This is a genomic window from Rhizobium anhuiense (genome assembly GCF_003985145.1).
In the GTDB taxonomy this organism is placed as follows: Bacteria; Pseudomonadota; Alphaproteobacteria; order Rhizobiales; family Rhizobiaceae; genus Rhizobium; species Rhizobium anhuiense.
The window spans coordinates 178,036-204,291 of sequence record NZ_ML133532.1; the positions used below are offsets into that span (position 1 = coordinate 178,036).

Genomic DNA, 26,256 nt, shown 5'->3' on the forward strand with positions numbered 1-26,256 from the left:
CAAGCGTATGCGACAATTGGGCCAGCTTTGCCAGAAAACACGCCTGAGGTGCGCTTGATTTGAAAATTTGATCGTCAAACGGCATGATCGATGCCCTACCAGAGCGACAGGCCACTGTCCTCTGAAAAGCCGCAGACCGGCAGTGGCGATGGGATAGTCGAGGCAGGCCGCCGACAGAGAGCATCGAAGGTTCTGGCCCCAGCTTTTCACAGATGTGCCTTGAGCTTTGCGCCAAGGAATGGGTCTGCCTTGCAACGCCGCCTGGAAAGGTCGTAGCCCTCTCCAGGCGTGATCGCGTATCGGGACACAAAGCGATATGCGTGGCGCCGGTTCGATTCCGCTCAAGGCGGGATATCTGAGGAGGTACTGAATGACGATGAATGCCCATCCTGCTGATCATCGCTGACACGACGAATGTTTTGACGACAAGCGCCCGCATGCGGGTGTTCTCATGGCGCCTTACCGTGAGGAGATCTAAATCTCTCCAAAATGTTCGCTCAGCACTGCAGGAAGCTCGTCAAGATCGAGAATCGTCTTATGGCCGTCGTATGACTTCTCCGCCCTTACACAAGCATGCGCTCCGGTGAGTACGCGAACTGTTAATGCGCCCAAGGGGTTAAGTCCGACGAAATCCTTCGCCGGATTATCGCCCACATAGACAAGGTCGCGCCAAGTGCACCCTTCCAGATCGAGAATACGCTGGAAGCATAGCGTCGAGGGTTTGGCTGCCGCTCGTCCGAAGCGATGTGTGATGAAAACCCGGCGGAATTCCGGCCAAAGACCAAGCGCATCGACCTTGTTACGTTGAACGATCTTATGGCCGTCGGTGACGAGGTACAGCGGAACGCGTCCGCCAAAACGGCTAAGCATTCTGCTGCCGGACGGCCATAGTTCCAGGTTTGGCCGGTGATGCCGATAGACCTTGACGCATTCAGCTACACGTGCGCGTGACCACTTCCCGTGGCTTTCGAGCCAGCGGTCAAAGACCTTGCCCCGGCCTTCGACGGTCAAGGTCTCTCTTAAGGTAGCGAGGGAAGGTTCTGCGTCCCATCCCCAACGGGCGTGGCCGTGGGATGCGACTGCTGCCAAGCCGCTATCGACGAACTTTGATTCGTCATAGAGCGTGTCGTCGAGATCAAAGATCAGGATCATAGATCAAAATATCCCGTGGAAACCGCACCTGGCGAACTTCTCTAGAGTCTCGCACGAACGCCGGCAGTATGCTTTCAGGCATAACTGCTTCGAGAATAGACCAGAAAAGAAGGTCGAGTCCCACAGCGATTGACGTTGTGGAGGCCCCTCCGAAGCGAGGATTGGTCTCGATGATGGCCAACCCACCATCCGCTACAATCGCTTGCATCACAACAGGGCCGGACAAGCCGAGAGCTTCAAGAGCCGAGGTCGCTAAGGTCTCCAACTCGATGGCACGAAAGGTGGTCGTAACATGGCTCTCGCCATTCAGCACGCGGTCACGCCTGCGCAGCACCAAGCCGTGCACGTGACCCGATCGGTTTAGCCAGGCATCGATGCTGATTTCGGGACCCTTTGCGAAAGGCTGGAAGATCGGACAAGACAATGATGCCGCATGGGCGCGCGCGGCACGCACATCGAGATCGAGGCCTAAGCCAATTGAACCTGCTCCATACCGTTCTTTGACGACCAGACGGCTCGTTCCGAACGGGTTTGGCGTTGGTGCTGCGGGAATTACCGGAAGACCCAGCGACGAACCGCTCTCTGCAAATGCCAGTTTGTCCACGCAGCGCGAAATTGCATCAGGAGCCGACACGATGACGGCGACCCCAGCTTCGGCAAAACGGGCCTTGTGCCGGGACCAGAACAATAGCTCACCATCCCGGCTAGGAAGAATCGCCCGGATGCCCCGCGCGATGCATCCTTCGAGCAAGCTATCGATATAAGCTTCCTCGGTTCGTGGCATAGCCCAGAAGTGGTCCGCAATATACCGGGAGGGGGACTCTGGATCGACGTCTCCCGCGATCACCTCCGCTTTCGGATCGATCCGGCAGACCGCTTCCTTCAAAGCAAGAAGCAAGGGCGCCTTGCGGGAAGCAGAGGTCAGCAGAACTCTGAGTGGCACTAAGTTTATCCTTCCATTGGCAGGCCGTCGGCGTAGGCCAATGCCTCCCTCGGGTCATCGGCTCGCGGAAGCACACGATGGGTAGTGACGCGAATTACATTATTCTATCACCAGATACGAAGTCAGCGGATTTGCCGGATCGCGCCGGATCGCATAGCGCGACAGGCCCAGAACCTCACGCAGGGCCAGCGTCTCTCCAGGAAACTCCGGCATGTTGAGTTCGTCGAAAGCCAGTACGCTACCCTTGGTCAGATACGGCAGAATTGCTTCAAGGCAATCGCGCGTCGGAACGTATAGGTCGAAGTCGAAATAGGCTAGCGCCACGATCGTCTCGGGCCGCGCCTTGAGATAGGCAGGAACAGTCTGTGTTGCATCCCCGCGGACCAACTCGTGCTTTTTCTTGTGAGGGATAGGCGCGTTCTGGGTATGGAAATCGAGTATGCTTTCGAGTTCCATCTCCCAGTTTGCAGCAACACCGTAGTCACCCGGCAGGACATTTCCGCCGTCCTCCGCCGCAACCGATGGAAAGCCCTCAAAAGTATCAAAGCCGATAATTTTGCGATTATAGTTGTAAGGCTCGTGGATGCCGCGAAGATTGGAGAACAAGGCCATGTTCTGTCCCCAGCGCACGCCAAATTCCATAATCACGCCGTGCACCGGGAGGATCATTTGGTAGAGTTGCTGCATGAAATTTATTCGCGACAAGGTTTGACGCGTCAGGTAGAGGCCGAGATTGTCCAAAAGCTCGCGGTCCGGCACGGCCGAGCCTCGCAAGCCGTCTACGAGTGCCTGCTTTCGATCAGTTTCTCTCTGCGTCGAACCGACGAGGGTCCGGATAGAGCGATCTTCAGTCATGTCGCAGTTCCTTCGGTCTTGGGGCGCAGAAAGGCAGTCAAGTTGCGTCCGAACCCAACCTCGGCGAGTGCGCTGTAGAACCGGTTGGCGGCCTCCGGGCCGGCGGCACCCACAATTGCCTCGAGCTTCAGGCGCGCGCGATGGGCGTCCCGCCCCAAAGCGGGATTTGCAACGTAGTTCGACCCCGGATGGGCGAGAAAGAAATCTATGGGGAAGTCACCGATGATCGCCAAGGTGTCCCAGCCCGTCGCTTTGGCAGTGATCTTCAGGCTGTCGGCAGTGAAGTAGGACATATGGTCAGGAATCGCAATCCAAAAGCGCCTATCTATGTCACCGTTCGACAACAGAGTCTCATGATACGCGTTACCGTCATTAGGCACTGTTACCACCAGAAGGCCGCCGGGTTCCACGAGCAGCCGTAGGGCTTCCATGAGCCCAATGGGATCGAGTACATGCTCCAGCACGTTACCGAGCCAAACAAGATCGTAGGTGGTGTTTGCTGCGATGTGGGCCTGGAGCAGTGCGAAAATATCTCCTTGTTCCACCCGGTCGGCCATTTCCCGGTTCATATTTTCGACACCGACGGCGCTGAAGTCAATGCCGGCAACCGTCCACCCTCTTGAGGCAAATTCAGCCATCACGAAGCCTTCGCCGCAACCGACATCAAGGAGGCGACCACGCCGGCTATCCCCGAGGATACTCTGCGCCTTTGCGGCACGCTGTGTAATTCTAAGGCGAATGGCGTGCAGTTCTTCTGGCAGGTATTCGCGACGATAACTGCTGCGCTCGGTCTGATAATAGGTCTCGGTGTAGTAGGCAGCGAGCGCCTCCGGGGAGGGGCGGTCAACAACTTCGAGAAAGCCGAAGGGATGACGACGAAGTCGGGGGTCAGTCATCCGAAGAGCCTTTCGTGTTTATATTCGGCAATCGTCCAATCTTCCTCGGTGTCGATATCCTGCATGCGGTCCGCCGGTACCACGATCGACCCGGTGTTCGTGCCCATAAGCACCTGAGTGCGCAGGAAGGCTGCAGTTCGGAACCAATACCACTGTCCCACATCATGGTAAGCCGCCGGCAAATCCTGACTCCGGGAATTGAGGTTCTCTGGGAAGTTCAAAAGCACCCTTCCCGCCGCGTCCCGCGCCAGCGATCGCCAAATCGGATAGGAAAAGGCTGCGATCGGCATCATGACGTCGAAATCGCTGTCCTCGAGGCGTGCCCGTCCGTTGGCCAGGTCTCTGCCCTGTACAAACGGCGCGGTCGGATAAAGACAGCAACCCAGTGTGTAGTTGTGCCCAATTTTGCTGAGTTGTTCGAGTACCTCTGCAAGGACGTCGGCGGTAGTTGCGTAGTCGTTGGACGTACGAGCCGACCGTAGGAAGGGCACTTCAGCTCCCGCCGCGCGGGCCACATCCGCGATTTCGTCATCGTCGGTCGAAACAAGGACCGAGTCGAAAGCGCCGGACATCAATGCAGCCTCAACCGACCACAGCAGCATCGGGCGACCGCGGAAAGGGCGAATATTCTTCCGAGGAATGCGCTTGCTGCCGCCGCGGGCCGGAATGATGCAGACGGCGTTCGACCCTCCGTTCAAGCCTCGAACCCACCCTCAATCATCGAAGCGTCAAGGGGCTCCCCGAAAGCGATGTCGCGCGCGGCACAGCGGCCGAGCAAGGCATCGAAATGCTTCGGTTTCATGCCGAAGCCAGGGCGGATCGATCGCAGATTGACGTCGGTAAAAATTTCGCCCTTCCTGACAGGCGCGACGATATAAAGTGAGCGGCGGTTCTTGAGAACGATGGTTTCGGATGCCGTCGGTGCAAAGGCCGGCGTGCCGACGGCCACCCGGGCAATGCGCGCGGCCTGCACGAGGCTGGCCAGTTCGGCCGGCTCCAGCGAAAAGGCACTGTCCACCCCGCCCTCGGACCGATCCAGCGTGAAGTGTTTTTCGATGAAATCCGCCCCGAGTGCGATAGCAATGGCCGGAACCACCGTGCCTAGTGTGTGATCCGACAAGCCGGCAACAACCTCGAACCGGCGGGCGATCTCTCCGATGGTGGCCAAGTTGGCTTCTTCGGGTGGCGCGGGATAAGCAGCGGTGCAGTGTAGCACCACAAGCTCTTCAGCTCCTGCAGAACGCGCGGCCTCCACAGCTTCGCCGATCTCTTCAAGGCTTGCCATCCCTGTGGACATGACGATCGGCTTGCCAGTCCGGGCAACACGTCTGATGAGTGGCAAATCGATCAGCTCTGGCGATGCGATCTTGTAGGCCGGGGCGCCGAGCGATTCCAGAAGATCGACTGCGGTCGCATCGAACGGCGACGAAAACAGCGTGATCCCTACCTTGCGTGCATATTCGAAAATAGGGGCGTGCCACTCCCATGGGGTGTGCGCTTCCTCATACAGGCCATAAAGTTTGCGGCCGTCCCAAAGCCCGCCTTCGACGGTGAAACCTGGCCCATCGTGGTCTATCGTGATGGTATCGGCGCGGTAGGTCTGGATTTTCACGCCGTCGGCGCCAGCCTCTTTCGCCTTGTCGATGATGCGATAGGCACGCTCGAGATCCTGGTTATGATTGCCGGACATCTCTGCTAAAATGTAGGGAGGGTAATCGGGACCGATTGCTCTTCCGGCGATCGTAACTCTCTTTTGCTGTATGTTAGACAATTTCACCGAATTTCTCTTACGCTGCGATTACAGTGCCGCTCCATCAATCTCAGCACTGGCGGCGGTGCACTTGTGACAAACGGGTTTGAGAGCAATACCGTCTCTTATTATCGTCAACCTATTCGCCTATGCAACCGCTATTCTTATGTCGGTGCGGCGGGCTGCCGTTCAGTTTTCGTGAGCCGTGAAAGATGCTGCGCATCGCAAAATTCTGATACTTTTTTGGTCCTGCCGATAATATGAAGCATGGCGAGCATCATGCTTGTGCGTTCCGCAATGCAAGGGCCCGTGCAGTGACTGCTAGATTGAAGAACCAGTCGAGGATATGCCCTTTATGATTGCTGAGTCAGCTTTGACGGATAAGTCTCGGACGGTCGCAGTTATCGTCACATATGAGCCTGATCCCGAAGCACTGTATCCGCTTATAGAGAGCGTCCGCACCCAAGTTGATGATATCTATCTGATCGATAATGGTGACGGAACGAAGCTTCCTTCGTTCGTGTACGACTTCAATATCGAGGTCACCTGTCTGGGCGAGAATTACGGTATCGCTTACGCGCAAAATGTTGCGATCCGCCGAGCCGAGGCGCGGGGTTGTGAATACATCCTGCTGTTGGATCAAGATAGCGTGCCTGCTGCTGGAATGGTCCGGCAACTCATAACCGCTCTCGAAGGCTTGAAGGAAAGGGGGATTGCGGTAGCGGCTGTGGGGCCGAGCTATCTCGACCATCGCCAAGGCGAAACGGCGCCGTTTGTATATCGACAAGGGCTGAAGCTTAAGCGGCGTCCCAGGTCGGAGCAAGAGGAAACAAGCAGTGCCGATTTTCTGATTGCCTCAGGTTCTCTTATTCCCGTCGCCGTCTTCAAGAGTGTTGGTCATATGGAGGAGGGGCTATTCATTGATTATGTCGATATCGAGTGGGGCCTGCGTGCCAAGGAAAAGGGTTTCGGCTTATTTGGCGTGAACGATGCCTTCATGGAACATTCGATGGGGGACGAATGGATTGATTTCAACGGCCGCAGCGTCCCGGTTCATAGCCCTTTGAGGCACTATTATGCGGTTCGCAATGCTGTCTGGCTCATCCGGCGGCCATGGATCGGCTGGGCATGGCGCTTTATATTGGCTCTGCGCATTTTCCGTCAGTTCGTCTTTTTCAGTGTGTTTGGGGTTAAGAGGTGGCACCATTCGAAGATGATGGTTCTCGGAATCTACCATGGCCTGATCGGCCGAACGGGTCGATTGTAATCCCGTCGTCCCGCCGATCAGCGTTTTTGTCCTAGCGCATCGGAAAGCAGGATGCGTAGATTCCAAAGTGTCCTTTGTTGCATCCGACGGGGACGCACGGCGCTCTAATGAGACGGAAAATACGTCTCAGTCTCGAACCAATTGAGATTGCGCTGTACCATCATCTCGTAATGAGACTGATCTTCACAGGCCCGTATCTGTTTCATGACGAATTCAAGGTCGCCTACCTGGGAATGCTCGGCATTCAAGGCGGTGTAGTCTGAAACTGGAAATTCCCGCATGATCAACGCAGGAATCCCGCGCCCGATGCCTTCCAGAAGCGCAGTCGACCCAAATGAGACCGTTGCGAATATCATATTCGGCAAATCCAGTTCATTCGCGGTCTGATCGGTAAAGATAAACTTATGTCCCGATGGAAAAGATCTCTCCATCCAGTCCGCAGGCTCCCAATAGGCCTTCGGCTTCACCAAAACGCGAAATCTGTCGGGCAAGGATCCCAACGCGCTGTAGAACCGGCGTAACGCTTGCTCCTGGCGAGCGTTGTCAAGTACGGGCATCCTGTTCAGCCGATGTGCGCCTGCGAAAACGACGACATGGACGGGCTCGTCGGCGCAATAGGGGCGCCCGCCTTGCGGTTTTGCAAGCATCAGGCTCGAATCGACGTGGATCCGCGCTGAATCCACGCAGCGCGCCCAGGCTTGCGCGGCGCTAGATGTCATCGCTGTGACACCCGCAATAGCAGCATGTTTATGAAAGGGAACGTGTCCCGCATTGGAAGAGTGAGGCCACACGTAGATCGCGCCCCCTGCTGCCGCTACTGCATGGCTTATCAGTGCAGATTCAAAAAACAGGTGGTCGGATATATGGACTTCGCGAGCCCCCGTTGCGGCAACGGCCCTGTGTGCAGTGGCCAGCGCGGCTTTTGAGGTACCGCCCACCAACTGAAAGAAACCGTGGGCGAGATCCGGAATACTTCCAGAGGGGGCAAATATTGCAAATTCCCTGCAGTCCGTCACCATCCGGAAATTCAAACTTATCTGTTGGCCATTGTCCGCCTTACCCCAGAGGAGAATATCGTCGGCGGAGTTTGAGTCTCGCGCATTCCCGACAATGGCAGCGTTGCCAATCGAAGCTTTAATAGCGCCGGGATCGCGCATGCCGTTACCGCAGAAAATCCGCTCCACTCGTTTCGAAGGCACCCTGGCAGCAACATCCGACCGCCACCAGGCGCGGTCTGGAATGAAATTGAGATTTGATCTTCCCGAAAGGAAACGGCCGGCCAATTCCTCGGAGTCGGCGAGCAAGAACACTGCGGCGCCGCGTCGCCGGAGTTCCCGCGCCAGGACGATGGGCTCAAGCTGGCTCTGAGCCCAGTGACTCAGGCAGGTAATCTCTCCGGTGTGGATCGGGATGATAATGATCCGCTTGCCGAACTTGTCGTGAATATGCCGCGCCAGATGGCGAATCGGATAAATGACGCAAATTTCCGACCAGATTGAAAAGAGCCAAGCGGCGGAAAAGGCGGCCGCATCGCTCGGGCTATCGGGAACAAACATTCGTGTGAGACGACGGCATACGCGGGCCGCCAATTCGATGCTGATCCGGGTGCCGGAAGAAGGATTTCGCCCTCCGATCGGATAATTCGCTTCCTCTTGCAGCGCTTCCAGAAGCCTAGAGTCTAATACCTCGTATCTTTCTTTTAGAAATACCTTCGTATCGGGGCGCTTTGCTACGATAACGTCTAGATTAGAGTGGTTTCTAATGTGAATTTTACAGAGAATTTGCCTAAGTAAAGCTCTTATGTGTCTTTTCCCAATCATATATACTCCGAGCTAAATTTTTTGATTCCTGTGGCCGGCAGCACGATATCATAGGGTGCTTGCGAGCCAGCCGGTATTCTCAGCTTCTTCTGCATATCGAACGTGCGCCAACCATAAGGTGCTCCGCGCGCGAGGCCGAAACCGGATCATTCCGGCGGTAAAATCCTGTGGGAAGCCCTTTTGTCAAATACCCTATTTCCAACACAGCAATTATCGATAGAAGCTAAACTCAATAACGCAGTGTTCCAAATGCCGAGAGAGAGCTAGATGCTTGTATCCAAAAATTCGCTCGAACCTTCTCAGCACGTCAGAAAATCGGCCTGGCTCGAACATGCGCCTTTCGCCTTCTGGGTGATGCAGGAGTTGCGGCCTCGCACCGTGGTCGAACTCGGGACACACAACGGCTTTTCCTTCCTTTCATTCTGCCAGGCAGCCAAGGGGGGTGGGATCGGCACAAAAATCTACGCCATAGACACGTGGCAAGGGGACGAGCATGCCGGTCTCTACGAGTCTGAAGTGCACGATTCACTCCGAGCCGAATTGCTCAAGGAATATCCAGGCATCGGCACTATGGTGCGATCGACTTTTGCCGATGCGAGGCCTCAGTTCGCCGATGGATCCGTCGATCTTCTGCATATCGATGGGCGCCATCGCTATGAGGATGTGCTGGAAGACTTTCAAAGTTGGGAAAGCGCGCTATCCGACAGAGCGGTAGTCCTGTTTCATGATACGCGAGTAGAGACCGGCGACTTCGGTGTCTGGAAGTTTTGGGCGGAGATTTCGGCCGCGCATCCGAACTTCGAGTTTCATCACGGCAATGGTCTGGGCGTCCTCGTCGTGGGCAAGAAGGCGCCGGAGGCGTTGAAGGCTCTCTGCGCTCTTACGCCGGAAGAACAAGCCGTCAACCGCATGCTCTACTCGAGGCTGGGTCTCGTCAATTCTCTTGATCACCAGATAGACGTGGCTCGTGAGCAATTGGGGGTCATCGGGGAGCAGGCAAAGCTGCTGACGGCCGATCGCGACCGTATCGCCAATGCCTTCGAACAACATCGCCAGGCGATGGACATGATGCTGTCTTCGACGAGCTGGAAATTGACGGCTCCGCTCCGGTTGGCGAACCGCGCCGGTGCCCGTATTCCGCAGCTCGCCAGCATGATGCAGATGTTGGCAACGAGACACGGCGGTTATGCGCGCCTTGCACAGAGATCGCTGAACATCCTGAGGCGGGATGGATTGGCAGGCGGCAAAACAGCATGGGCGCGCGCCAAGGCATTGCGTCATGGAGGCAACCCGCTTTCCGGCAACGACTATGAGAGCTGGCTTAAGCGATATTCCGGCCTCGATGAGGTGGGACGCGAAAAAATTCGGTCCGAAATTGCGTCGTGGGAAAAACCGCCGCTGATTTCGGTCGTCATGCCGGTCTACAACCCGGAGGTCGATTGGCTGAAGGAAGCTATTGCGTCTGTGCAAGCGCAGCTCTATCCGTCCTGGGAGTTATGCATCGCGGACGATCAGTCGACGTCCGAGCATGTACGCCCCCTACTTGAAAAAATCGCCGCTGCCGATCCGCGCATAAAGGTTGTTTATCGCGCTACGAACGGGCATATATCCGAGGCCTCCAATTCCGCATTGGAACTCGCGTCCGGCAGTTGGATGGTCCTTCTCGATCAGGACGATCTTCTTACGGAAGATGCGCTGTATTATGTCGGTCGTGCCATCAGCCGTGAGCCAAACGTTGCGTTGATCTATTCCGATGAGGACAAGATCGAAAACGGCCGGCGTTATGACCCCTACTTCAAGCCGGACTGGAACCCAGATCTGTTGCGGTCGCACAACATGGTTTGCCATCTTGGCGCGTACCGGATGGATCATGTGCGGGCCATCGGCGGCTTTCGGAAGGGCTTTGAAGGCGCGCAGGATTACGATCTGGTGCTGCGCTTCTCTGAGCGCCTGCTGCCGGGGCAGATCTGCCATATCCCGCGGGTTCTGTACCACTGGCGAAGCCATTCCGGCAGCACGGCGCAAAGCGGCAGCAACAAAAATTATGCCGCCATCGCCGGTCAAACCGCCCTGAACGAACATCTACAGCGGACGGGGCTGGCTGGTCACATCGAAATATTGCCGACTGGAATGTACAGGGCGCGCTACGATCTGCCGCCCAATCCTCCGAAGGTAAGCCTGATCATTCCAACGCGAAACGGATTGCGGCTTCTGCGTCAGTGTGTCAGCTCCATTCTCGAGAAAACCACCTATCCCAATTTTGAGATCCTGATCGTCGATAACAATTCGGACGACCATGCGACGTTGCGCTATTTCGACGAAATTCGGTTGCACGAGCGGGTGAAAGTCGTTCGCGATGGACAGGCTTTCAATTATTCCGCAATCAACAACAAGGCCGTCAGTCTTGTCGACGGCGAATATGTCGGCCTCATCAATAACGATATCGAGGTCGTCTCTCCGGATTGGCTGAGCGAAATGGTGGCGATCGCCATGCAGCCGAAGGTCGGAGCGGTCGGCGCGCGGCTGTGGTATCCGGATGACCGGCTGCAACATGGCGGCATCATTCTCGGTATCGGCGGGGTGGCCGGTCATGCCCACAAGATGTTGAGACGCGGCGAACATGGCTATTTCTCGCGGGGCGAGCTCACGCAAACGCTGAGCGCGGTAACGGCGGCATGTCTTGTCGTCAAAAAGTCCACATACGAACTGGTCGGCGGCCTGGACGCGGAAAATCTCAAGGTCGCGTTCAATGATGTCGATTTCTGCCTGAAGCTCCGAGAGGCGGGCTTCCGGAATGTCTGGACGCCCTACGCTGAACTACGCCATCACGAGTCGGCAACGCGAGGGGTAGAAGATACTGCCGAAAAGAAAGAGCGCTTCCAATCCGAGGTGCTTTTCATGCTCCGGCGCTGGGAGAAAGTGTTGATGGCGGATCCGGCCTACAACCCCAATCTGACACTGGAATACGAAGATTTTTCGCTTGCATGGCCTCCGCGAAACGATATTGATCCCACCCTGGCGTCCTGACATCCAGATGGACAAAAATTGAAGTTTATTATTGCCATCGAGCGGTCACGGCGCATGCGCCAGGAGACACCGATGGAACAGCATGATCGAGAAGAGCACGATGGCGACGCGAGCTAAAAGCAATACCATGCGTGCGCTGGATGATATCCGTAGCGGGTTCGACCAGCGTGAACTATGGCTATACCTGGGCTGGCGAGAGATAAAGTCGCAATACAGCCGCTCTATCATAGGCCCGTTGTGGCTGACACTTTCCATGGGAATGATGGTTCTTGGTCTCGGTGTGCTTTATTCCCAGATATTGAAGATCGATGTCGCGAATTACCTGCCCAGGCTTGCGATAGGTCTCATCGTCTGGGGCCTGATCAACGGAATTATCATCGGGGCGTGCAGGATATTCGCCGTTGCCGGTGGCGCCATGCGGCAGATCAAGATGCCGGTCAGCATGTTTATCTTCCAGTTCATCTGGAGTCAGCTTCTGGTTTTTGTGCATAATTTTCTAATATATATAATTATCGCGGTAGTATTCCTGATGAATCCGGGCTGGAATGTCCTTCTGTTCTTTCCGGCGCTCTTTCTTGTTATCTTAAGTGGATTTTTTATATCAATGATACTCGGTCCGTTATGCGCGCGGTTTCGCGACGTGCCGATGATCATTGGAAGCGTTATGCAGATCATTTTCTTCATGACCCCAATCATCTGGAGCGCCGACCAGATGCCAAGCCGCGCATGGGTCCTGACCGCAAATCCCTTCTATCATTTTATCGAAATCATCCGGGATCCGTTGCTCGGAAAAACGGGCACTCTACTCAACTGGACGGCGAGTGTCGGCATTACGATTGCCCTTGGTGCGATCGCTACGGTCTTTTTCGCCCGTTACCGCGCACGCGTCGTCTATTGGAGCTAATCCTTGGCTAAAATTTCTCTGAAGGATGTCGTGGTCGACATTCCGATCTACGGTGCCAGCCATCGTTCTTTGAAGAATAGTATTCTCGCTTCAGCCACAGGCGGGCAGATAAAGCCCCGTGAAGGCACCGGTTCGGTCGTGATTCGAGCGATCGAAGGTCTGACTTTGGATATCGAACATGGCACGCGCCTTGGCCTGCTCGGCCACAACGGCGCAGGAAAATCGACAATCCTGCGGGTGATGGCCGGCATTTACGAACCGTCGGTCGGAACAGCGGAGATCGACGGCGAAGTCGCATCAATGTTCGACATTGGCTTCGGTATGGATGTCGAGGCAAGTGGCTGGGAAAACATCATTCTGCGGGGAATGTATCTCGGATACAGCCGCAAGGAGATCGAGGCCCGCGCAGAAGAGATCGGTGCTTTGACGGGGCTGGGCGAATTTCTCGATATGCCGCTTCGCACTTACAGCGCCGGCATGTCGACACGGCTTGCCTTCGCAATCTCGACATCGATCAAGCCGGAGATACTGCTTATCGATGAGGGTATCGGCGCAGGCGACGCGGCATTCCTTGCCCAGGCGCAGGAACGGATGCGCACTTTCATTTCCAACGCCGGAATTCTGGTGATGGCGTCTCACTCGAACGATCTGTTACGGGCATGGTGTAAGGAGGGCCTCTGGATGGAGCACGGTCGCATGCGGATGCGTGGCCCTATCGACGATGTCCTTGCAGCTTACACCAAGTCGCTCGGATAGGTGCAGCCAGCGCGTTACTCGATAATCTGGCCGGCGGTCAGTACGAGACGAACGGGACATCCAAGGCCACGTGCGGCCATCTGGATTTTGGCGGTCAAGCCGTGGTGAGAACGGCCAAGGGCCCGATCTTCAGCCCCTTTTCTCGTCGGAAGCGTGCTGGTGGGCGCGAATGATGGTGCTATCGACAATCAGCTATTCGAAAACACCGTCGTCCGACATCGCCTCATGGAAACGCCACCAGACACCCTTTTGGCGCCACCGGCTTTAGCGACGAAACATGCTGTTCCATGTCGCCGAACAGTTCGCTTCGGTTGGGCGTCGCAGATCGCCACAACCCGATTGGTGTGTTATTGGACCCCCGTGACAGGTCCTAGGCCAGAATCATTGTTGATATTGGGTCTTGGGATTCCGTATAGCGAATGGTCGGCAGAAAAATAGACTTAGGTGGTCATGGAGACTTCAAATCAGTTGTTTGACGGTTGTCTGAACCCAGAATCGAAATTGCCTATCATTGTGGATCTGGATGGTACGCTGATCCTGTCGGACACCTTGCATGAGTCCGCTGCGGTTGCGCTTTTCCGTAAACCGCTGGTTCTGTTTCACGCGCTGAGACAGCTCGTGAACGGCCGCCATGCACTGAAGGCTGCGCTCGCGAAAGAAGTCGACTTGACCCACGAGGTGTTACCGCTTCGGGAGGATCTCGTCGAATGGTTGCGCAGCAAGGCAGAAGAGGGGCATGAACTCCATCTTTGCTCGGCCGCGAATCAATCCGTGGTAGACGCGGTTGCGAAAAGAGTCGGCATATTCGCCTCGGCCGTCGGCTCATCAAGCTCAAATCTGAAAGGCAAGGCCAAGGCGCTGTATCTCGAAGGTCGCTTTCCTGACGGCTTCATCTATGTCGGTGACCATGCGGCGGACCTGCCTGTATGGCAGGCGTCAAAGGGCGTCGTGCCCGCCGGCGTCAGTCAAAGTGTGTCGCGGGAGCTCAAGCGGCGCAACCTGCCGGTGATCGCCGAATTTCATTCGCCGTCACTGAAGTTCAGGGAGTTCTTGAAGGCCATCCGCGTTCATCATTGGACCAAGAACGTTCTGCTTTTTGTTCCATTGATTCTGGCCCATGAATGGACCAACCTCTTACTCATTCTGCAAACCGTCTCAGCATTCGCCTGTCTCCTGGCGGTCACCTCTGCCACCTATTTGCTCAATGACATTGCCGACCTCAATACGGATCGTCAGCATTGGTCGAAACGCTACAGGGCCCTGGCCAGCGGCAAGCTGTCTATCCGGGCCGGTTTCATGCTCGCGGGTGGGCTGCTGGTAGGCGGTTTCTTTTTCGCGGCCTTGCTGTCCCCGCAATTCACGCTCGCCCTCCTTGCGTATCTGGTGATAACGGGAGCGTATTCGCTGGGCTTGAAGCGGGTTCCTCTGCTCGACACTCTTATTATCGGCATACTTTTCACGACACGCCTCATCATGGGGACGGTCTTGCTCGAGAGTTCGAAGCCGGCATGGCTGCTGACCTTTGCCGTGTTCCTGTTCTTTTCGCTGGCCGTGGCAAAACGTCATACGGAAATTGTTCGGGCAGCAACCAGCGGCTCGCTGAGTCTCAAGAGTCGCGGTTACGAAATCGAGGACGCGCCTTTGACGCTTTCGCTCGGTATCGGCACCGCCCTGGCGTCGCTCGTCGTCCTGATGATCTTCGTCTTGCAGGAAATGCTGCCTGGCAAAGCCTATTCCTCTCCGCATTTCCTGGGTGGAATTCCTATCATGCTGTCGATTTGGCTTGGCAGAATCTGGCTTCTGGCACACCGGGGGAAGATGAACGACGACCCGGTCAGCTTTGCCATTCGCGACCGTATCAGCGCTGGTCTCGGCGTCGTGGTTGCGATCTTGTTCCTGGCCGCACTATGACCAGATTCGAGCCGGCCGACGTCCGTTCGTGGGGTAATGTGCTGCAGGCGGAACACCATGCGGCTTTTCCTGCCTGGCGAGACCAGCTTGCCCGCATCGTGCTGTCCGGCCGCCAGGAAGGGCGAGCGCTTTTAGCGACGGGCCTGCGTCGCTCCTATGGTGACAGTGGCCTCAATCCCGAAGGCGGATTGATTGATATGACCGGTCTCGACCGGATCATTGACTTTGATCGAGAGCGTCGCCTTGTTCGGGTGGAAGCAGGCTTGTCGTTCGACGCCTTGCTCGGGGTCATCGTCCGCCAGGGATTCTTTCTACCTGTGACACCCGGCACGCGTTTCGTGACGATGGGCGGCGCCGTCGCAAACGATGTTCACGGCAAGAACCATCATATCAACGGCACCATCGGACGCTGGGTCCGCAGGATCGGGTTGATGCGCTCCAACGGCGAGGAACTTGAGCTAACGCTCGAAAGCGATCCCCAGCTGTTTTCTGCGACGATCGGCGGCCTGGGGCTGACCGGTGCAATAACCTGGGTTGAACTGGAAGTCCTGCCGATCGAGAGCGCGGTCATGGAAGCCGAAAACATTCCCTTTGACAATCTCGACATGTTCTTCTCTCTGGCAGCCGAGAGCGACAACGCGTTCGACTACACGGTCTCCTGGATCGATTGCCTCGCAAAAGGCGCATCCCTGGGCCGCGGAATTTTCACGCGTGGCAACCACGCAAAGACCGGCTCTCGCCTGCCGGGCCGCGGGAACACCAAGTTCACGATGCCGCTCAGCCTTCCCAGCCTCTGCATGAACCGTTATTCGATCAGCGCTTTCAATTCGCTGTATTTCTGGAACGGCAAGCGAAAGGCCGGGAGGCAGAACATACCGATATATCAGTTCTTCTATCCGCTCGATTCCATCGGGCGTTGGAACCGGATGTATGGCAGCAAGGGAATGTATCAGTTTCAGTCGGTGGTACCGCCGGCTGTCGAGAAAGACGCTACGAAAGAAATGCTAAAGACCATCTCTGCCAGCGGGCAGGGGTCGTTTCTAGCCGTTCTCAAGACATTCGGCGCGATTTCCTCGCCCGGAATGCTGTCTTTCCCGCGACCGGGAACGACATTGGCGCTGGATTTTCCAAATCATGGCGAGACCACCTCGAGGCTGATGGCTCGGCTCGATGATATCGTGCTGGAAGCGGGTGGTCGGCTCTACCCTGCCAAGGATGGCCGTATGCCGGCACGAATGTTCAAGGCCGGTTATCCGGCTTGGCAGGACTTCGCCAAATACGTAGATAGCGGGTTCAGTTCGCATTTCTGGAAGCGTGTATCGCAAGAGTAAGGGGGCTCCATTGCGGGTTATCATTTTAGGGGCCACCTCGGCGATCGCCTCTGCGGCCGCGAGGCTTTATGCAGCAGAAGGCGCAAACCTGCTGCTGGTCGGGCGGGACGAAAATCGTCTGGCGCAAGCTGCCGCGGATCTGAAGATGCGTGGCGCGGAGACCGCCGAAGTCGCCATCAGCGATCTCGGCGACCCGGCTGACGTTGAGAAGCGGTTGGACGCATTCGTCAGGCAGCTTGGCGGCGTCGATCACGTTCTCCTGGCCTATGGCATCCTCGGCAATCAGGGCGAGGCCGAGCGCGATTTGACTGAGGCGGAAACGATCCTGCGGGTCAATTTCAACTCGGCTGCCGCGTGGTGCCTTGCGACGGCCAACATTATCGAGAAGCAGGGCCGCGGCACGCTCGCCGTCATCGGTTCGGTTGCAGGCGACAGGGGCCGCCGAGCCAACTTCATCTATGGGGCGTCGAAGGCTGGTCTGGAGGCGCTGGTTGTCGGCATAGCGCATCGTTTTGCCGATAAGGGGCCGCGGGCTGTGCTCATCAAACCCGGTCCGACGATGACACCGATGACCGAGGGCATGAACCGCAAGGGTGCGCTCTGGGCCAAGCCGGAGCAGGTCGCGGCAATCGTTCATGCCCGTGCGTATCGAGGCGGCCCGGTGGCGTATGCTCCGGGCTTCTGGCGCTACATCATGTTGATCATTCGGAACCTTCCGAGCGCCATTTTCAACCGGATGGAAATCTGATGTCGAAGATAGTCATTACCGGCGCAGCCGGTCTGGTCGGTCAGAACGTCATTGCGCGATTGAAGAGCGAGCCCGGCCTGCAGATCGTGGGCATCGACAAACATCCGAGCAATACCGCGTTGCTTCGCCGGCTTCATCCCGAAATCGAGGTGATCGAAGCCGATCTTGCGGTGGACGGTCCATGGAAGGACGCTTTTGCCGACGCATCTGCCGTTCTGTTGAACCAGGCGCAGATCGGCGGCCTCGACGAGCAGGAATTTATCGACAACAACGTCGTGGCCACCGAGCAGATTGTCGCAGCTATGCGCAAGCACGGCGTCCCGTATTTCGTGCACATCTCGTCATCCGTGGTGCATTCCAAGGCCGAGGACTTCTATACAAGCTCCAAGACCGCGCAGGAACGTTTGATCGACACTGTAACCGATATCCCGCATGTTGTGTTGCGGCCGACATTGATGTTCGGGTGGTTCGACCGGAAGCATCTGGGCTGGCTTCGCCGCTTCATGGACCGTGTGCCCGTCTTTCCTATCCCCGGCGACGGAAAATTCATCCGCCAACCGCTGTATGTCGGCGATTTCGCAGCCATTATCATTTCGTCGCTGCGCAACAAGCCGGTCGGGAGCTTCGACATATCGGGGCTGGAGCAGATCTACTACGGCGACGTGATTCGAATGATTCATGACACCGTGAAGCCGAGAGCACGCATCATCAGGGTGCCCTACCGGCTGTTCTGGCTGTTGCTGTTCGTCTACGGCAAGTTCAGCAGCAAGCCTCCCTTTACGACCAGTCAGCTTGAGGCTCTCGTCATCCCTGAGACGTTTCCGGTCATCGATTGGCCGGGATTGTTCGATGTTTCACCGACGCCGCTGCGCGAAGCGATCCGCCAAAGCTACCTGGATCCGGTTTACAGCAGCATCGTATTGGAGTTTTAGGAGACGTGAGATGAGCCGGGTTGTGGTTATAGGCGCTGGCGCCATGGGACTGGCGGCAGCGCACAGAGCTGTGAGTTTAGGTCACGACGTTGATCTCATCGAGGCGGATAGCGTCGCGGGTGGGATGGCGGCGCATTTCGATTTCGGCGGCGTGTCGATCGAGCGGTTCTACCACTTCGTATGCAAATCGGATGAACCGACGTTTGCCTTGATGAAGGAACTCGGTATCGGCGATCGCATGCGCTGGCGGCCGACATCGATGGGCTACTACATGAAGGGACAGATCCATTCCTGGGGGGATCCGATCAGTCTGTTGAAATTCCCGCATCTCAGCCTCATTGCCAAGATTCGCACCGGTCTGCAGATGTTCCTGACCACGAAGGCGAAGAGCTTCGCTTCTATCGAAAGCAAGTCCGCCCGAGAGTGGCTGGAAGGCGGTTCGGGGCGGGAAGTGTACAACACGCTCTGGAAGCGCCTCATGGAACTGAAGTTCTATGAGCTCGCAAACGACGTATCCGCATCCTGGATTGCCACGCGGGTCCGGCGCATTGGCAATTCGCGGCGTTCCCTCTTTCAGGAGGAACTGGGTTACATCGAAGGCGGCAGCCAGACGCTCGTGGACGCCCTTGTTTCCGCCTACACGACGCAAGGCGGCCGTCTGCATCTCGGGATGCCCGTGGAGCGTATCGAGACCGAGGCAGGCAGGACGACGGGAGTGACGGCGGCGGGAAAATTCTTCCCCGCGGACGCCGTCATTTCGACTGTGCCGACACCTTATATCTCCACGCTTGTCCCGTCTCTGCCGGAAGCGTCGAAAGCGAAATACGACGCCATCCGAAACATCGGCGTCGTCTGCCTGCTGTTCAAACTGAAGAAATCCATCAGCCGGAACTTCTGGATCAATATCGTCGATGAAAGCATCGAGATTCCGGGACTGATCGAGTTTTCCAACTTGCGGCCGGTCGAGAACACGATCGTCTATGTTCCCTATTATATGCCGACCAGCCAGGCGAAGTGGCAATGGAGCGATAGCCAGTTCGTTGAGGAGGCCTTTGGCTATCTGCGCAAGGTCAATCCAGCGATCACCCGGGACGATCTCATAGAGGCCAAGGTCGGGCGGCTGAAACACGCGCAGCCTGTCTGCGAACCAAACTTCCTCGACAAGCTGCCGCCGATCCAGACGCCGATCGCCGGCCTGCAGATTGCCGACACCTGCTATTACTATCCCGAGGATCGCGGGATTGCTGAAAGTGTCCGCTACGGCCGGAATATGGCGGAGGCATTGACTTGATAAGGGACGGGGTCGTCAGCCTTTTCTCGATGCCGTTCGTCCGATTTGCAGTATCAGGCGGGATCGCGGCGGCGGCCAACATTCTTTCACGGATCGCGCTGTCGACGATTATGGACTACACGCCGGCCATCGTGCTGGCATACCTGATCGGCATGTCGACAGCCTATGTGCTGATGAAGATATTCGTCTTCGAGAAGTCGGGGCGGCATGTCGGCCATGAATATATTCGGTTCGGCCTTGTCAATTTCGTGGCATTCGCGCAGGTCTGGCTTGTGAGCGTCGGACTTGTCCACTTCGTCGTTCCGCTTGTCGGGTTTAATTTCCATGCGGAAACAGTCGCTCACGTCATCGGCGTCCTGAGCCCGATAGCAACAAGTTACTTTCTCCATAAATACTTTACGTTCGGGAGCCATCGGTGATGTTGAAGACGTCTGCACCGGGAAAAACATGGTGGATCGCTGCAGTCGGTTTTCTGCTTCTGTTCGTCAGTCTTTATCTCAAGTTTCAGCCGCTCGCCCTTCATCCGGTGCGGTCAGGCCTTGACCCTTCGTGGCAGGCGGCTCTGGCTTACGGTGTCGAACATCACCTGTTGTTCGGCACAGATCTCGTCTTTACCGGTGGCCCTCTATCCAGCCTCTATACCCAGCAGTTCGAGCCCATAACCGCCTTCGCCGTGGCGATTATATCCCTTGGCATCGTCGCCTTCGTGGCTCTTGCGCTAGGCCTGCTTTTTTCCGCATCCGGCAACGTCCTCAGCATGATTTCAGGTTGGGTCCTGGTGTCTATCTGCATGATTTCCAAGGACACCCTGCTGCTGCTCGTGCCGCTTCTGGGCGCGCTATACGGGTTCGAGAATGACTCGAAACGGGGGCTGCCCGTAACGATTGCAGGCGCGTATCTATCGGGCATACTCGCGCTCGCCAAGTTTTCCACATTCCCGGTGTCCATACTGGCCATGCTGCTGCTTGACGTCGTGGCGGTGCGTCGCCGACGAGTTCCGCTGCATTTTCTGGTGATGGTGGCCGGGCTCTACACGGGCCTGTTTATCTCCGGCCAGCCTCTGGCGCAGTTGCCTGCGTTCCTGGTCGCGAGCCTGCAGGTTTCCGGGGGCTATTCCAGCGCAATGAGCCTGTCCGTCTTCGTGGCGGATCTTGCGATCTGGCTCGCAATCGCGGCGGTGTTCATCGTGGTCCTTCTTCGTGATGCCGCATCGCGGGCTGGCAGCATACCTTACGACATCCTCATCGCCCGACCTCTCGTCATTGCCGGCTTTCTTTTCATTGCCTTCAAGGCTGGGCTTGTTCGCCATGATCTCCATACGCTTATCTCCTGGAGCGCGTTGGCGATGGTGATTACGGCGGTCGGATTTTCAGCATCCTACGTAGGGACGCGGTGGAAAAAGCTCCTGATCCCGATGGCCTGCGTCTGCATTATGCCGAGCTATGCCGCCCTTTATGTCGCCTATAAGATGTTGCCTTCAGAAAATATTCGGACACTGCCGCAACAGATATCCGAAGGCTTGGTCCGAGGACGCGAGTTTCTGTTTCAGCCAACCGTTTGGCTTGATAAGCTTAAAGGGGAGAATGCCGCCTCTCTGGCTGCCATTCGCCAAAAAACGCCGCTGCCGGCGTTGAACGGTTCCGTTGATATCATCCAGTCAGAGCAATCGGATGTCATCGGGAATGGCCTCGACTACCGTCCTCGTCCGACTGTGCAGGAATATACCTCCTACACGCCAGAACTGATTGAGCGCGTTCGAGCCTTTTATGACGGCCCTGAAGCACCGGAATACCTGATCATGGCCCCAGGCTCGATCGACGGACGGCATCCGGCTTCCGCCGAGGGAGCGCTGTGGCCGCTATTTTTTGCCAGATATGAGCCTTTTATCGAAACCGATCGGCAGATCATATTGCGGAAGCGTCCGACCGCGGTATCGGGCGTGAAAAAGCAGGATATCGAAGTTCAGACGGAACTCGGCCAGGACGTTCAGCTGCCGAAAACAGACAACCCGATCATGATCGCAGTCGACATGCGGCCGACCCTTCTCGGGCGCCTGGCGGAGCTGATCTACCGACCGCCGATGTCTGAGATATCCGTCAATTATTCCGATGGATCGACCGGCGTCTACCGGCTGATACCCGGGATGGCAGGCGATGGTTTTCTTGTTTCACCGCTGGTTGTCGACCCTGTCGCATACTTGAAGGTTTCTTCCGGGCACTCGGATTACCCGGATCTCAGGCACGCGCAGTCGGTCAAAATCAAGTCGGGGGTCCGGCATGGTCTTTTCTATCAATCGGCGATTACGGTGACTTTTACCGAGCTCGACAAGGATGTCCTCAGAAAGGCTTCCGGCGGACCGATCATCGAAAACGCCCTGCTGCGCGATGAAAAAATTCTCCCGCTTTTACGCGCGAATGCGCTGAATGGGGCGACTGTTTCTCGGGTGCCCGAGGGACTGCTGGCCCATGCGCCGGCTGTACTGCGTCTACCGGTGACGCCCTCATCAAAGCTATCGCTCTCGTTCGGCATACGGCCTGGCGGCTGGCAAGATGGCGGTCACACGGATGGCGTATGTTTCTTCGCCAGAAATGGAAAACAGGCCCTAGCACAAAGATGTCTCGATCCAGCCGCTGTAGAGGCGGATCGCGGCGAGCAGACAGAGAGTTTCGCCGTACCGGCTGATGTTCACGAGATCACGCTTGAAACCGAGTGCAAGGCCGGATGTGCCTGGGATTGGAGTTACTGGAGTTCAGTCGCAGAAAAATAAGGTAGTCGGTGATGCAAGATCCAGGCGCCCAAGATCGGGATTTGATCTGTGAAATGACGCAGAAAATTCTCTTTCGTGCTGACGCGTCCGCTGACATCGGAGCAGGCCACGTGATGCGGTGCCTGACCTTGGCGAACACTCTGAAGGCCAACGGCTACCGCTGCGTTTTTGCCGCGAGGTTCATGCTCGAAAGCCTTGGAAGGCTGATTGAGGATGCCGGGCATATCCTGGTCAGGTTGGATGGCGGCTCTGAAAATGTTACCGATGGCGAACCTGTCTTGTCTCACGCCGGCTGGCTGGGCGTCGCTCAGGAAACCGATGCAGATCAATGCCTGCTGCTGAGCAGAAGCGGGCAATGGTCCTGGATCGTTGTCGACCATTACGCAATCGATTTCCGCTGGGAAAAAAGGCTTCGCCCGTTCTGCGATCGCCTGATGGTGATCGATGATCTCGGTGATCGCGTCCACGACTGCGACTTGTTGCTGGATCAAAACCTCGGAACCGATGAGCAGAAGTATGCCGGCAAAGTACCTGCCAATTGCAGACTTCTGTTGGGTCCGGGCTATGCGTTGCTGCGTCCGGAATTTGCTGAGTTGCGACACTACAGCCTGGCCCGCCGGAGAACGCCGCAACTGCAGCAGCTTCTTATCACCATGGGCGGAGTGGACAGGAACAACGTGACATCGGACATTCTGGAGGCGTTGAAGAGATCTCCGCTATCTCCATCGTGCCAGATTACGGTCGTTATGAGTTCTCAATCGCAATGGCTGAGAGGTGTGCGCAATTTGGCGCGGTCGATGCCCTGGCCGGCAAAGGTCCGTGTTGACGTGACCGATATGGCGCTGCTGATGGCAGATAGCGATCTCGCGATAGGCGCCGCCGGCGGCAGCGCGTGGGAGCGCTGCTGTCTCGGCTTGCCCAGCCTCACTGTCATACTGGCGGATAATCAAAGGCAAAGCGCTCACGCGCTTTCATCGCGAAAGGCTGTTATCGCACTGGATCCGAACGGTCCCGAATCCCTTGCCGAAAGCTTGCCGAAAGCCCTATCGGCTCTCATCGGCGATGGCCTCGAGGCAATGGTGGAGCGCGTCTCTGCGGTAGGAATTGATGGTTTGGGGGCAGTGAAGGTGGCGTCCGAGATGGCTGGCGTGCCGCCTGCCAGGTAATCCGCCGTCCCTGATCGGGATGATCGGCAGCCTTATGCGGTAACGGCTTCCCGCAACGCCACGATGACCTGCTCCTGCTGCGCATCAGTCATCGTTGGGTACATCGGAAGGGTTATGGCCTCTGAATAATAGGATTCAGCCTCCGGGTAAGTGTTACGTTGAAAGCCCATACGTTGATAATACGGCTGCAGATGCACCGGGATATAATGGAGGTTCACATTGATGCCTTGCATCAGCATCGCGTCGAAAATGTCCCTGTGACTCTTCCCGATTTCTCCCGATTTGACACGAATGACGTAAAGATGCAGCGCGGAGTATCCGTCAGGATGCTGCCAGGGCGTGATCACAGGCAAGTCGCTGAACGCGTCGTCATAACGTCTCGCCAATTGATGGCGCTTGGAGACGTAGCTGTCCAGACGATCCATCTGGCTTAATCCCAGCGCGCCCTGCAACTCGGTCATGCGGTAATTATAGCCGAGATCTATCTGCTGATAGTACCATGGCCCGTCCGGCTGTTGCGTCATCCTGTCGGGTTCGCGGGTGATGCCGTGGCTACGCAGCAGGCGCATCTTGTGGGCGAGTTCGGGGTCGTTGGTAACGGCCATTCCGCCCTCTGCCGAGGTGATGATTTTCACGGGATGAAAGCTGAATATCGTAATGTCGCTATAGCGGCAGTTGCCGATAGGCTCGTTGAGATAGCGACCTCCAATCGCATGCGATGCGTCCTCGATAACGGCAAAGCCAAAACGAAGCGCCAAGGCATGGATCGCCGCAAGGTCACAGGGCTGCCCGGTCAGATGGACTGCGACGACCACCTTCGGCAGCCGTCCCCTTCGCTCTGCTTCCAACAATTTTTGCTCGAGCGCTGCCGGCGAAAGATTGTAGCTGTCCTTGTCGATGTCGACGAAGTCGACATCAGCGCCACAGTATAGAGCGCAATTGGCGGATGCTACGAAGGTGATCGGGCTTGTCCAAAGCAAGTCACCGGGGCCAAGTCCGAGAGCGAGGCAGGCAATGTGGAGCGCCGAGGTCGCGCTGTTCACCGCAACAGCATGGAGTGCGCCGCAATAGGATGCGACGGCCTGCTCGAAACGAGGCACGACAGGGCCTTGCGTCAGAAAGTCAGATCTCAGAACGGCGACGACTGCGTCGATATCCGCATCGTTGATATCCTGTCTGCCATAGGGAATGGAGGAACTCATATCATTCCGATCTTGAGACGATTTTCTTCGATCCAGGTCTGGAGAGATCCAACGCTCAGCCATTCCTTATTGTTGTCGCTGGTATAGCTGAAGCCTTCCGCGACTTTCACCCCGTCCTTTATGCGCTCGGCACTGGTGCCCCAATTATTGATGGCCGGCAGTATCTTGAAATGATCGTTATATTCGTAGGTGTAGAAGGAGTCTTCTTCGCCGATCATCTGCTCATGAAGTTTCTCGCCTGGGCGGATACCGACAATTTCGATCTGAGCTTCCGGTGCAACGGCGGCGGCGAGATCCACCATCTTCATGGAAGGGATTTTTTTGACGTAGATCTCGCCGCCTTCCATGTCGTCGAAAGCGTGCCAGACCAGTTCCACACCTTGTTCAAGCGTGATCATGAACCGGGTCATGCGCGAGTCGGTGATGGGCAGCACACCCTTGTCTTTGATGGAGAGGAAAAACGGAATGACCGAGCCGCGCGAGCCCATGACGTTTCCATAGCGAACCACCGCAAAGCGTGTGCGATTGCCGCCCGAATATGAGTTGCCCGCGACAAAAAGCTTGTCGGAAGCGAGTTTGGTTGCTCCGTACAGGTTAATCGGGCTGCTGGCTTTATCGGTCGAGAGTGCAACGACGCGCTTTACTCCGCGGTCTATGCAGGCGTCGATGACGTTCATGGCGCCGTTGATGTTGGTCTTGATGCACTCAAAGGGATTGTATTCCGCTGTCGGCACTATCTTCGTTGCCGCGGCATGAACGACGTAATCGACCCCGTCGAGCGCCCTGTACAGACGCTCTCGGTCTCTCACATCACCAATGAAGAAGCGTACTCGCTTGTCGGCACTGTATTTCTTGGCCATTTCCCACTGCTTCATTTCATCGCGTGAATACACGATGATGCGGCGCGGGTTATAACGTTCAAGTGTCATTGGAAGAAATGCATGGCCGAATGACCCGGTGCCGCCGGTGATGAGGATCGATTGACCTGTCAGCATAATTCACGTTCTCTTCAACATCATTTAATCGTAATCTTCTAACGACGCGTTCTCGGCCAAGCAAGGGTTTGCGACGTCGATACAGTCCGACTTGAGTGGCGACGAAGCTGCCAGCCAGGCAAGCAGACATTGTCGTTTGCTCACCGCAAATCACATGCGGAGCTGTCGTAGGCCTATGAATTCGTCCTCGGAAAATTTTGGCTGGGGAACCTGGATTCTCACATTATTTCAGAGACTTAACGGAAAGTCCTTAAAACTCCCTCTGTTTTCCCATCGCGAGCGACCGTGGATGCCATCTTTGTGCCCTGGCTTTGGGCATCAGTCAACCGGACGGTCGAGCGGCAATAATTTCCGCTTTAGGACCTCAATTTTGTGGTGAGGCAGCCGGACAGCGACCGGCAGCTTTGCGCCCCCATGCACGAACCCGCTTCGCGGGAGGGTGCGCGCGGTGAGGTTGGTGTGATTATCTGAAGTTCTAGGCAGGCAGAGGCTGTTGCCAGACGATTGAGTTCCCTTCAACGAGAGGAACTTTCCATGGCCAGC

Annotated in this window: 22 protein-coding genes and 1 pseudogene; 12 read left to right on the forward strand and 11 right to left on the reverse strand. The window is 56.5% G+C overall.

From position 1 onward, the window contains the following. Positions 1–474 precede the first annotated feature (474 nt). The 6 genes from EEQ99_RS25340 to pseI form a co-directional block, all read right to left on the reverse strand. The gene (locus tag EEQ99_RS25340; RefSeq protein WP_127431259.1) at positions 475–1,152 is read right to left on the reverse strand and encodes an HAD family hydrolase; all 678 of its coding nucleotides are present in this window, start codon (positions 1,150–1,152) and stop codon (positions 475–477) included. Further along, positions 1,136–2,095 carry an ATP-grasp domain-containing protein gene (locus EEQ99_RS25345; RefSeq protein ID WP_210212248.1) on the reverse strand — a complete coding sequence of 320 codons (960 nt, stop codon included), beginning with the start codon at positions 2,093–2,095 and terminating at the stop codon, positions 1,136–1,138. Before EEQ99_RS25345 ends, EEQ99_RS25340 begins: the two co-directional genes overlap by 17 nt. A gap of 99 nt (positions 2,096–2,194) precedes the next feature. Beyond that, the gene (locus EEQ99_RS25350; protein WP_127431261.1) at positions 2,195–2,950 is read right to left on the reverse strand and encodes a crotonobetainyl-CoA--carnitine CoA-transferase; all 756 of its coding nucleotides are present in this window, start codon (positions 2,948–2,950) and stop codon (positions 2,195–2,197) included. Then, positions 2,947–3,846 (reverse strand): class I SAM-dependent methyltransferase, encoded by a 900-nt coding sequence (locus tag EEQ99_RS25355; protein ID WP_127431262.1) that lies wholly within the window; start codon positions 3,844–3,846, stop codon positions 2,947–2,949. Before EEQ99_RS25355 ends, EEQ99_RS25350 begins: the two co-directional genes overlap by 4 nt. Beyond that, positions 3,843–4,544 (reverse strand): pseudaminic acid cytidylyltransferase, encoded by a 702-nt coding sequence (gene pseF, locus EEQ99_RS25360; RefSeq protein WP_127431263.1) that lies wholly within the window; start codon positions 4,542–4,544, stop codon positions 3,843–3,845. The genes EEQ99_RS25355 and pseF overlap by 4 nt, the downstream gene beginning before the upstream one ends. After that, positions 4,541–5,623, reverse strand: a complete 1,083-nt coding sequence (gene pseI / locus EEQ99_RS25365) for a pseudaminic acid synthase (protein WP_244604845.1) — start codon at positions 5,621–5,623, stop codon at positions 4,541–4,543. Before pseI ends, pseF begins: the two co-directional genes overlap by 4 nt. A 328-nt stretch (positions 5,624–5,951) precedes the next feature. Between pseI and EEQ99_RS25370 the strand changes: the two genes are divergently transcribed. Continuing rightward, positions 5,952–6,863, forward strand: a complete 912-nt coding sequence (locus EEQ99_RS25370; RefSeq protein WP_164735968.1) for a glycosyltransferase family 2 protein — start codon at positions 5,952–5,954, stop codon at positions 6,861–6,863. Between the two features lie 104 nt (positions 6,864–6,967). On the opposite strand, the gene EEQ99_RS25375 is transcribed toward EEQ99_RS25370, so the two are convergent. Next, positions 6,968–8,683 (reverse strand): hypothetical protein, encoded by a 1,716-nt coding sequence (locus tag EEQ99_RS25375; protein ID WP_127431266.1) that lies wholly within the window; start codon positions 8,681–8,683, stop codon positions 6,968–6,970. Between the two features lie 267 nt (positions 8,684–8,950). Here EEQ99_RS25375 and EEQ99_RS25380 point away from each other — a divergent pair, with 267 nt between their 5' ends. The 3 genes from EEQ99_RS25380 (at position 8,951) to EEQ99_RS25390 (ending at position 13,370) form a co-directional block, all read left to right on the forward strand. After that, positions 8,951–11,710 carry a glycosyltransferase family 2 protein gene (locus EEQ99_RS25380; RefSeq protein ID WP_127431267.1) on the forward strand — a complete coding sequence of 920 codons (2,760 nt, stop codon included), beginning with the start codon at positions 8,951–8,953 and terminating at the stop codon, positions 11,708–11,710. Between the two features lie 82 nt (positions 11,711–11,792). Next, a complete protein-coding gene (locus EEQ99_RS25385) occupies positions 11,793–12,614 on the forward strand; it encodes an ABC transporter permease (protein ID WP_127431268.1) in 822 nt (273 codons plus the stop codon). 30 nt (positions 12,615–12,644) lie between these two features. After that, positions 12,645–13,370: an ABC transporter ATP-binding protein gene (locus EEQ99_RS25390; RefSeq protein WP_244604846.1), complete on the forward strand. Its 726-nt coding sequence runs from the start codon at positions 12,645–12,647 to the stop codon at positions 13,368–13,370. A gap of 26 nt (positions 13,371–13,396) precedes the next feature. Here EEQ99_RS25390 and EEQ99_RS34880 read toward each other — a convergent pair. Next, positions 13,397–13,674: pseudogene (locus EEQ99_RS34880) on the reverse strand (transposase family protein); the annotation flags it as partial. Positions 13,675–13,820: 146 nt separating this feature from the next. Here EEQ99_RS34880 and EEQ99_RS25400 point away from each other — a divergent pair. From EEQ99_RS25400 to pseG, 8 genes are read left to right on the forward strand one after another with little or no spacing between them, the layout of a single operon-like run. Continuing rightward, a complete protein-coding gene (locus EEQ99_RS25400; RefSeq protein WP_063476377.1) occupies positions 13,821–15,281 on the forward strand; it encodes a UbiA family prenyltransferase in 1,461 nt (486 codons plus the stop codon). Then, a complete protein-coding gene (locus tag EEQ99_RS25405; protein ID WP_127431270.1) occupies positions 15,278–16,612 on the forward strand; it encodes an FAD-binding oxidoreductase in 1,335 nt (444 codons plus the stop codon). Before EEQ99_RS25400 ends, EEQ99_RS25405 begins: the two co-directional genes overlap by 4 nt. Positions 16,613–16,622: 10 nt before the next feature. Next, complete coding sequence (locus tag EEQ99_RS25410; RefSeq protein ID WP_210212249.1) at positions 16,623–17,360, forward strand: SDR family NAD(P)-dependent oxidoreductase; 738 nt, start codon at positions 16,623–16,625, stop codon at positions 17,358–17,360. After that, entirely contained in the window at positions 17,360–18,292 is a 933-nt protein-coding gene (locus tag EEQ99_RS25415; RefSeq protein ID WP_047613711.1) for an NAD-dependent epimerase/dehydratase family protein, read from the forward strand. The genes EEQ99_RS25410 and EEQ99_RS25415 overlap by 1 nt, the downstream gene beginning before the upstream one ends. Positions 18,293–18,302: 10 nt before the next feature. Beyond that, entirely contained in the window at positions 18,303–19,583 is a 1,281-nt protein-coding gene (locus tag EEQ99_RS25420) for an NAD(P)/FAD-dependent oxidoreductase (RefSeq protein WP_063476380.1), read from the forward strand. A gap of 29 nt (positions 19,584–19,612) precedes the next feature. Beyond that, positions 19,613–20,002, forward strand: a complete 390-nt coding sequence (locus EEQ99_RS25425; RefSeq protein WP_047613713.1) for a GtrA family protein — start codon at positions 19,613–19,615, stop codon at positions 20,000–20,002. Beyond that, positions 20,002–22,350, forward strand: coding sequence for a hypothetical protein (locus EEQ99_RS25430; RefSeq protein WP_127431271.1), 2,349 nt, complete (start codon positions 20,002–20,004; stop codon positions 22,348–22,350). Before EEQ99_RS25425 ends, EEQ99_RS25430 begins: the two co-directional genes overlap by 1 nt. Positions 22,351–22,403: 53 nt before the next feature. Further along, entirely contained in the window at positions 22,404–23,516 is a 1,113-nt protein-coding gene (gene pseG / locus EEQ99_RS25435; RefSeq protein WP_127431272.1) for a UDP-2,4-diacetamido-2,4,6-trideoxy-beta-L-altropyranose hydrolase, read from the forward strand. Positions 23,517–23,548: 32 nt separating this feature from the next. Here pseG and pseC read toward each other — a convergent pair whose 3' ends face one another. From pseC to EEQ99_RS34920, 3 genes are all read right to left on the reverse strand, one after another. Continuing rightward, positions 23,549–24,718 (reverse strand): UDP-4-amino-4,6-dideoxy-N-acetyl-beta-L-altrosamine transaminase, encoded by a 1,170-nt coding sequence (gene pseC / locus EEQ99_RS25440; RefSeq protein WP_127431273.1) that lies wholly within the window; start codon positions 24,716–24,718, stop codon positions 23,549–23,551. Continuing rightward, positions 24,715–25,713, reverse strand: a complete 999-nt coding sequence (pseB, locus tag EEQ99_RS25445) for a UDP-N-acetylglucosamine 4,6-dehydratase (inverting) (RefSeq protein WP_047613721.1) — start codon at positions 25,711–25,713, stop codon at positions 24,715–24,717. Before pseB ends, pseC begins: the two co-directional genes overlap by 4 nt. 318 nt (positions 25,714–26,031) lie before the next feature. Beyond that, positions 26,032–26,256 (reverse strand): hypothetical protein (locus EEQ99_RS34920; protein WP_210212250.1); only part of this gene is annotated, 225 nt, incomplete at its 5' end.

Excerpts from the sequence above, each read along its gene's own strand:
- EEQ99_RS25375 (WP_127431266.1), bottom strand. The coding sequence starts at position 8,683 with ATGATTGGGAAAAGACACATAAGAGCTTTACTTAGGCAAATTCTCTGT.
- EEQ99_RS25380 (WP_127431267.1), top strand. The coding sequence starts at position 8,951 with ATGCTTGTATCCAAAAATTCGCTCGAACCTTCTCAGCACGTCAGAAAA.
- pseC (WP_127431273.1), bottom strand. The coding sequence starts at position 24,718 with ATGAGTTCCTCCATTCCCTATGGCAGACAGGATATCAACGATGCGGAT.
- EEQ99_RS25420 (WP_063476380.1), top strand. The coding sequence starts at position 18,303 with ATGAGCCGGGTTGTGGTTATAGGCGCTGGCGCCATGGGACTGGCGGCA.
- pseB (WP_047613721.1), bottom strand. The coding sequence starts at position 25,713 with ATGCTGACAGGTCAATCGATCCTCATCACCGGCGGCACCGGGTCATTC.
- EEQ99_RS25355 (WP_127431262.1), bottom strand. The coding sequence starts at position 3,846 with ATGACTGACCCCCGACTTCGTCGTCATCCCTTCGGCTTTCTCGAAGTT.
- EEQ99_RS25425 (WP_047613713.1), top strand. The coding sequence starts at position 19,613 with ATGCCGTTCGTCCGATTTGCAGTATCAGGCGGGATCGCGGCGGCGGCC.
- EEQ99_RS25430 (WP_127431271.1), top strand. The coding sequence starts at position 20,002 with ATGTTGAAGACGTCTGCACCGGGAAAAACATGGTGGATCGCTGCAGTC.
- EEQ99_RS25350 (WP_127431261.1), bottom strand. The coding sequence starts at position 2,950 with ATGACTGAAGATCGCTCTATCCGGACCCTCGTCGGTTCGACGCAGAGA.
- EEQ99_RS25385 (WP_127431268.1), top strand. The coding sequence starts at position 11,793 with ATGATCGAGAAGAGCACGATGGCGACGCGAGCTAAAAGCAATACCATG.
- EEQ99_RS25405 (WP_127431270.1), top strand. The coding sequence starts at position 15,278 with ATGACCAGATTCGAGCCGGCCGACGTCCGTTCGTGGGGTAATGTGCTG.
- EEQ99_RS25340 (WP_127431259.1), bottom strand. The coding sequence starts at position 1,152 with ATGATCCTGATCTTTGATCTCGACGACACGCTCTATGACGAATCAAAG.
- EEQ99_RS25415 (WP_047613711.1), top strand. The coding sequence starts at position 17,360 with ATGTCGAAGATAGTCATTACCGGCGCAGCCGGTCTGGTCGGTCAGAAC.
- EEQ99_RS25400 (WP_063476377.1), top strand. The coding sequence starts at position 13,821 with ATGGAGACTTCAAATCAGTTGTTTGACGGTTGTCTGAACCCAGAATCG.
- EEQ99_RS25370 (WP_164735968.1), top strand. The coding sequence starts at position 5,952 with ATGATTGCTGAGTCAGCTTTGACGGATAAGTCTCGGACGGTCGCAGTT.
- pseG (WP_127431272.1), top strand. The coding sequence starts at position 22,404 with ATGACGCAGAAAATTCTCTTTCGTGCTGACGCGTCCGCTGACATCGGA.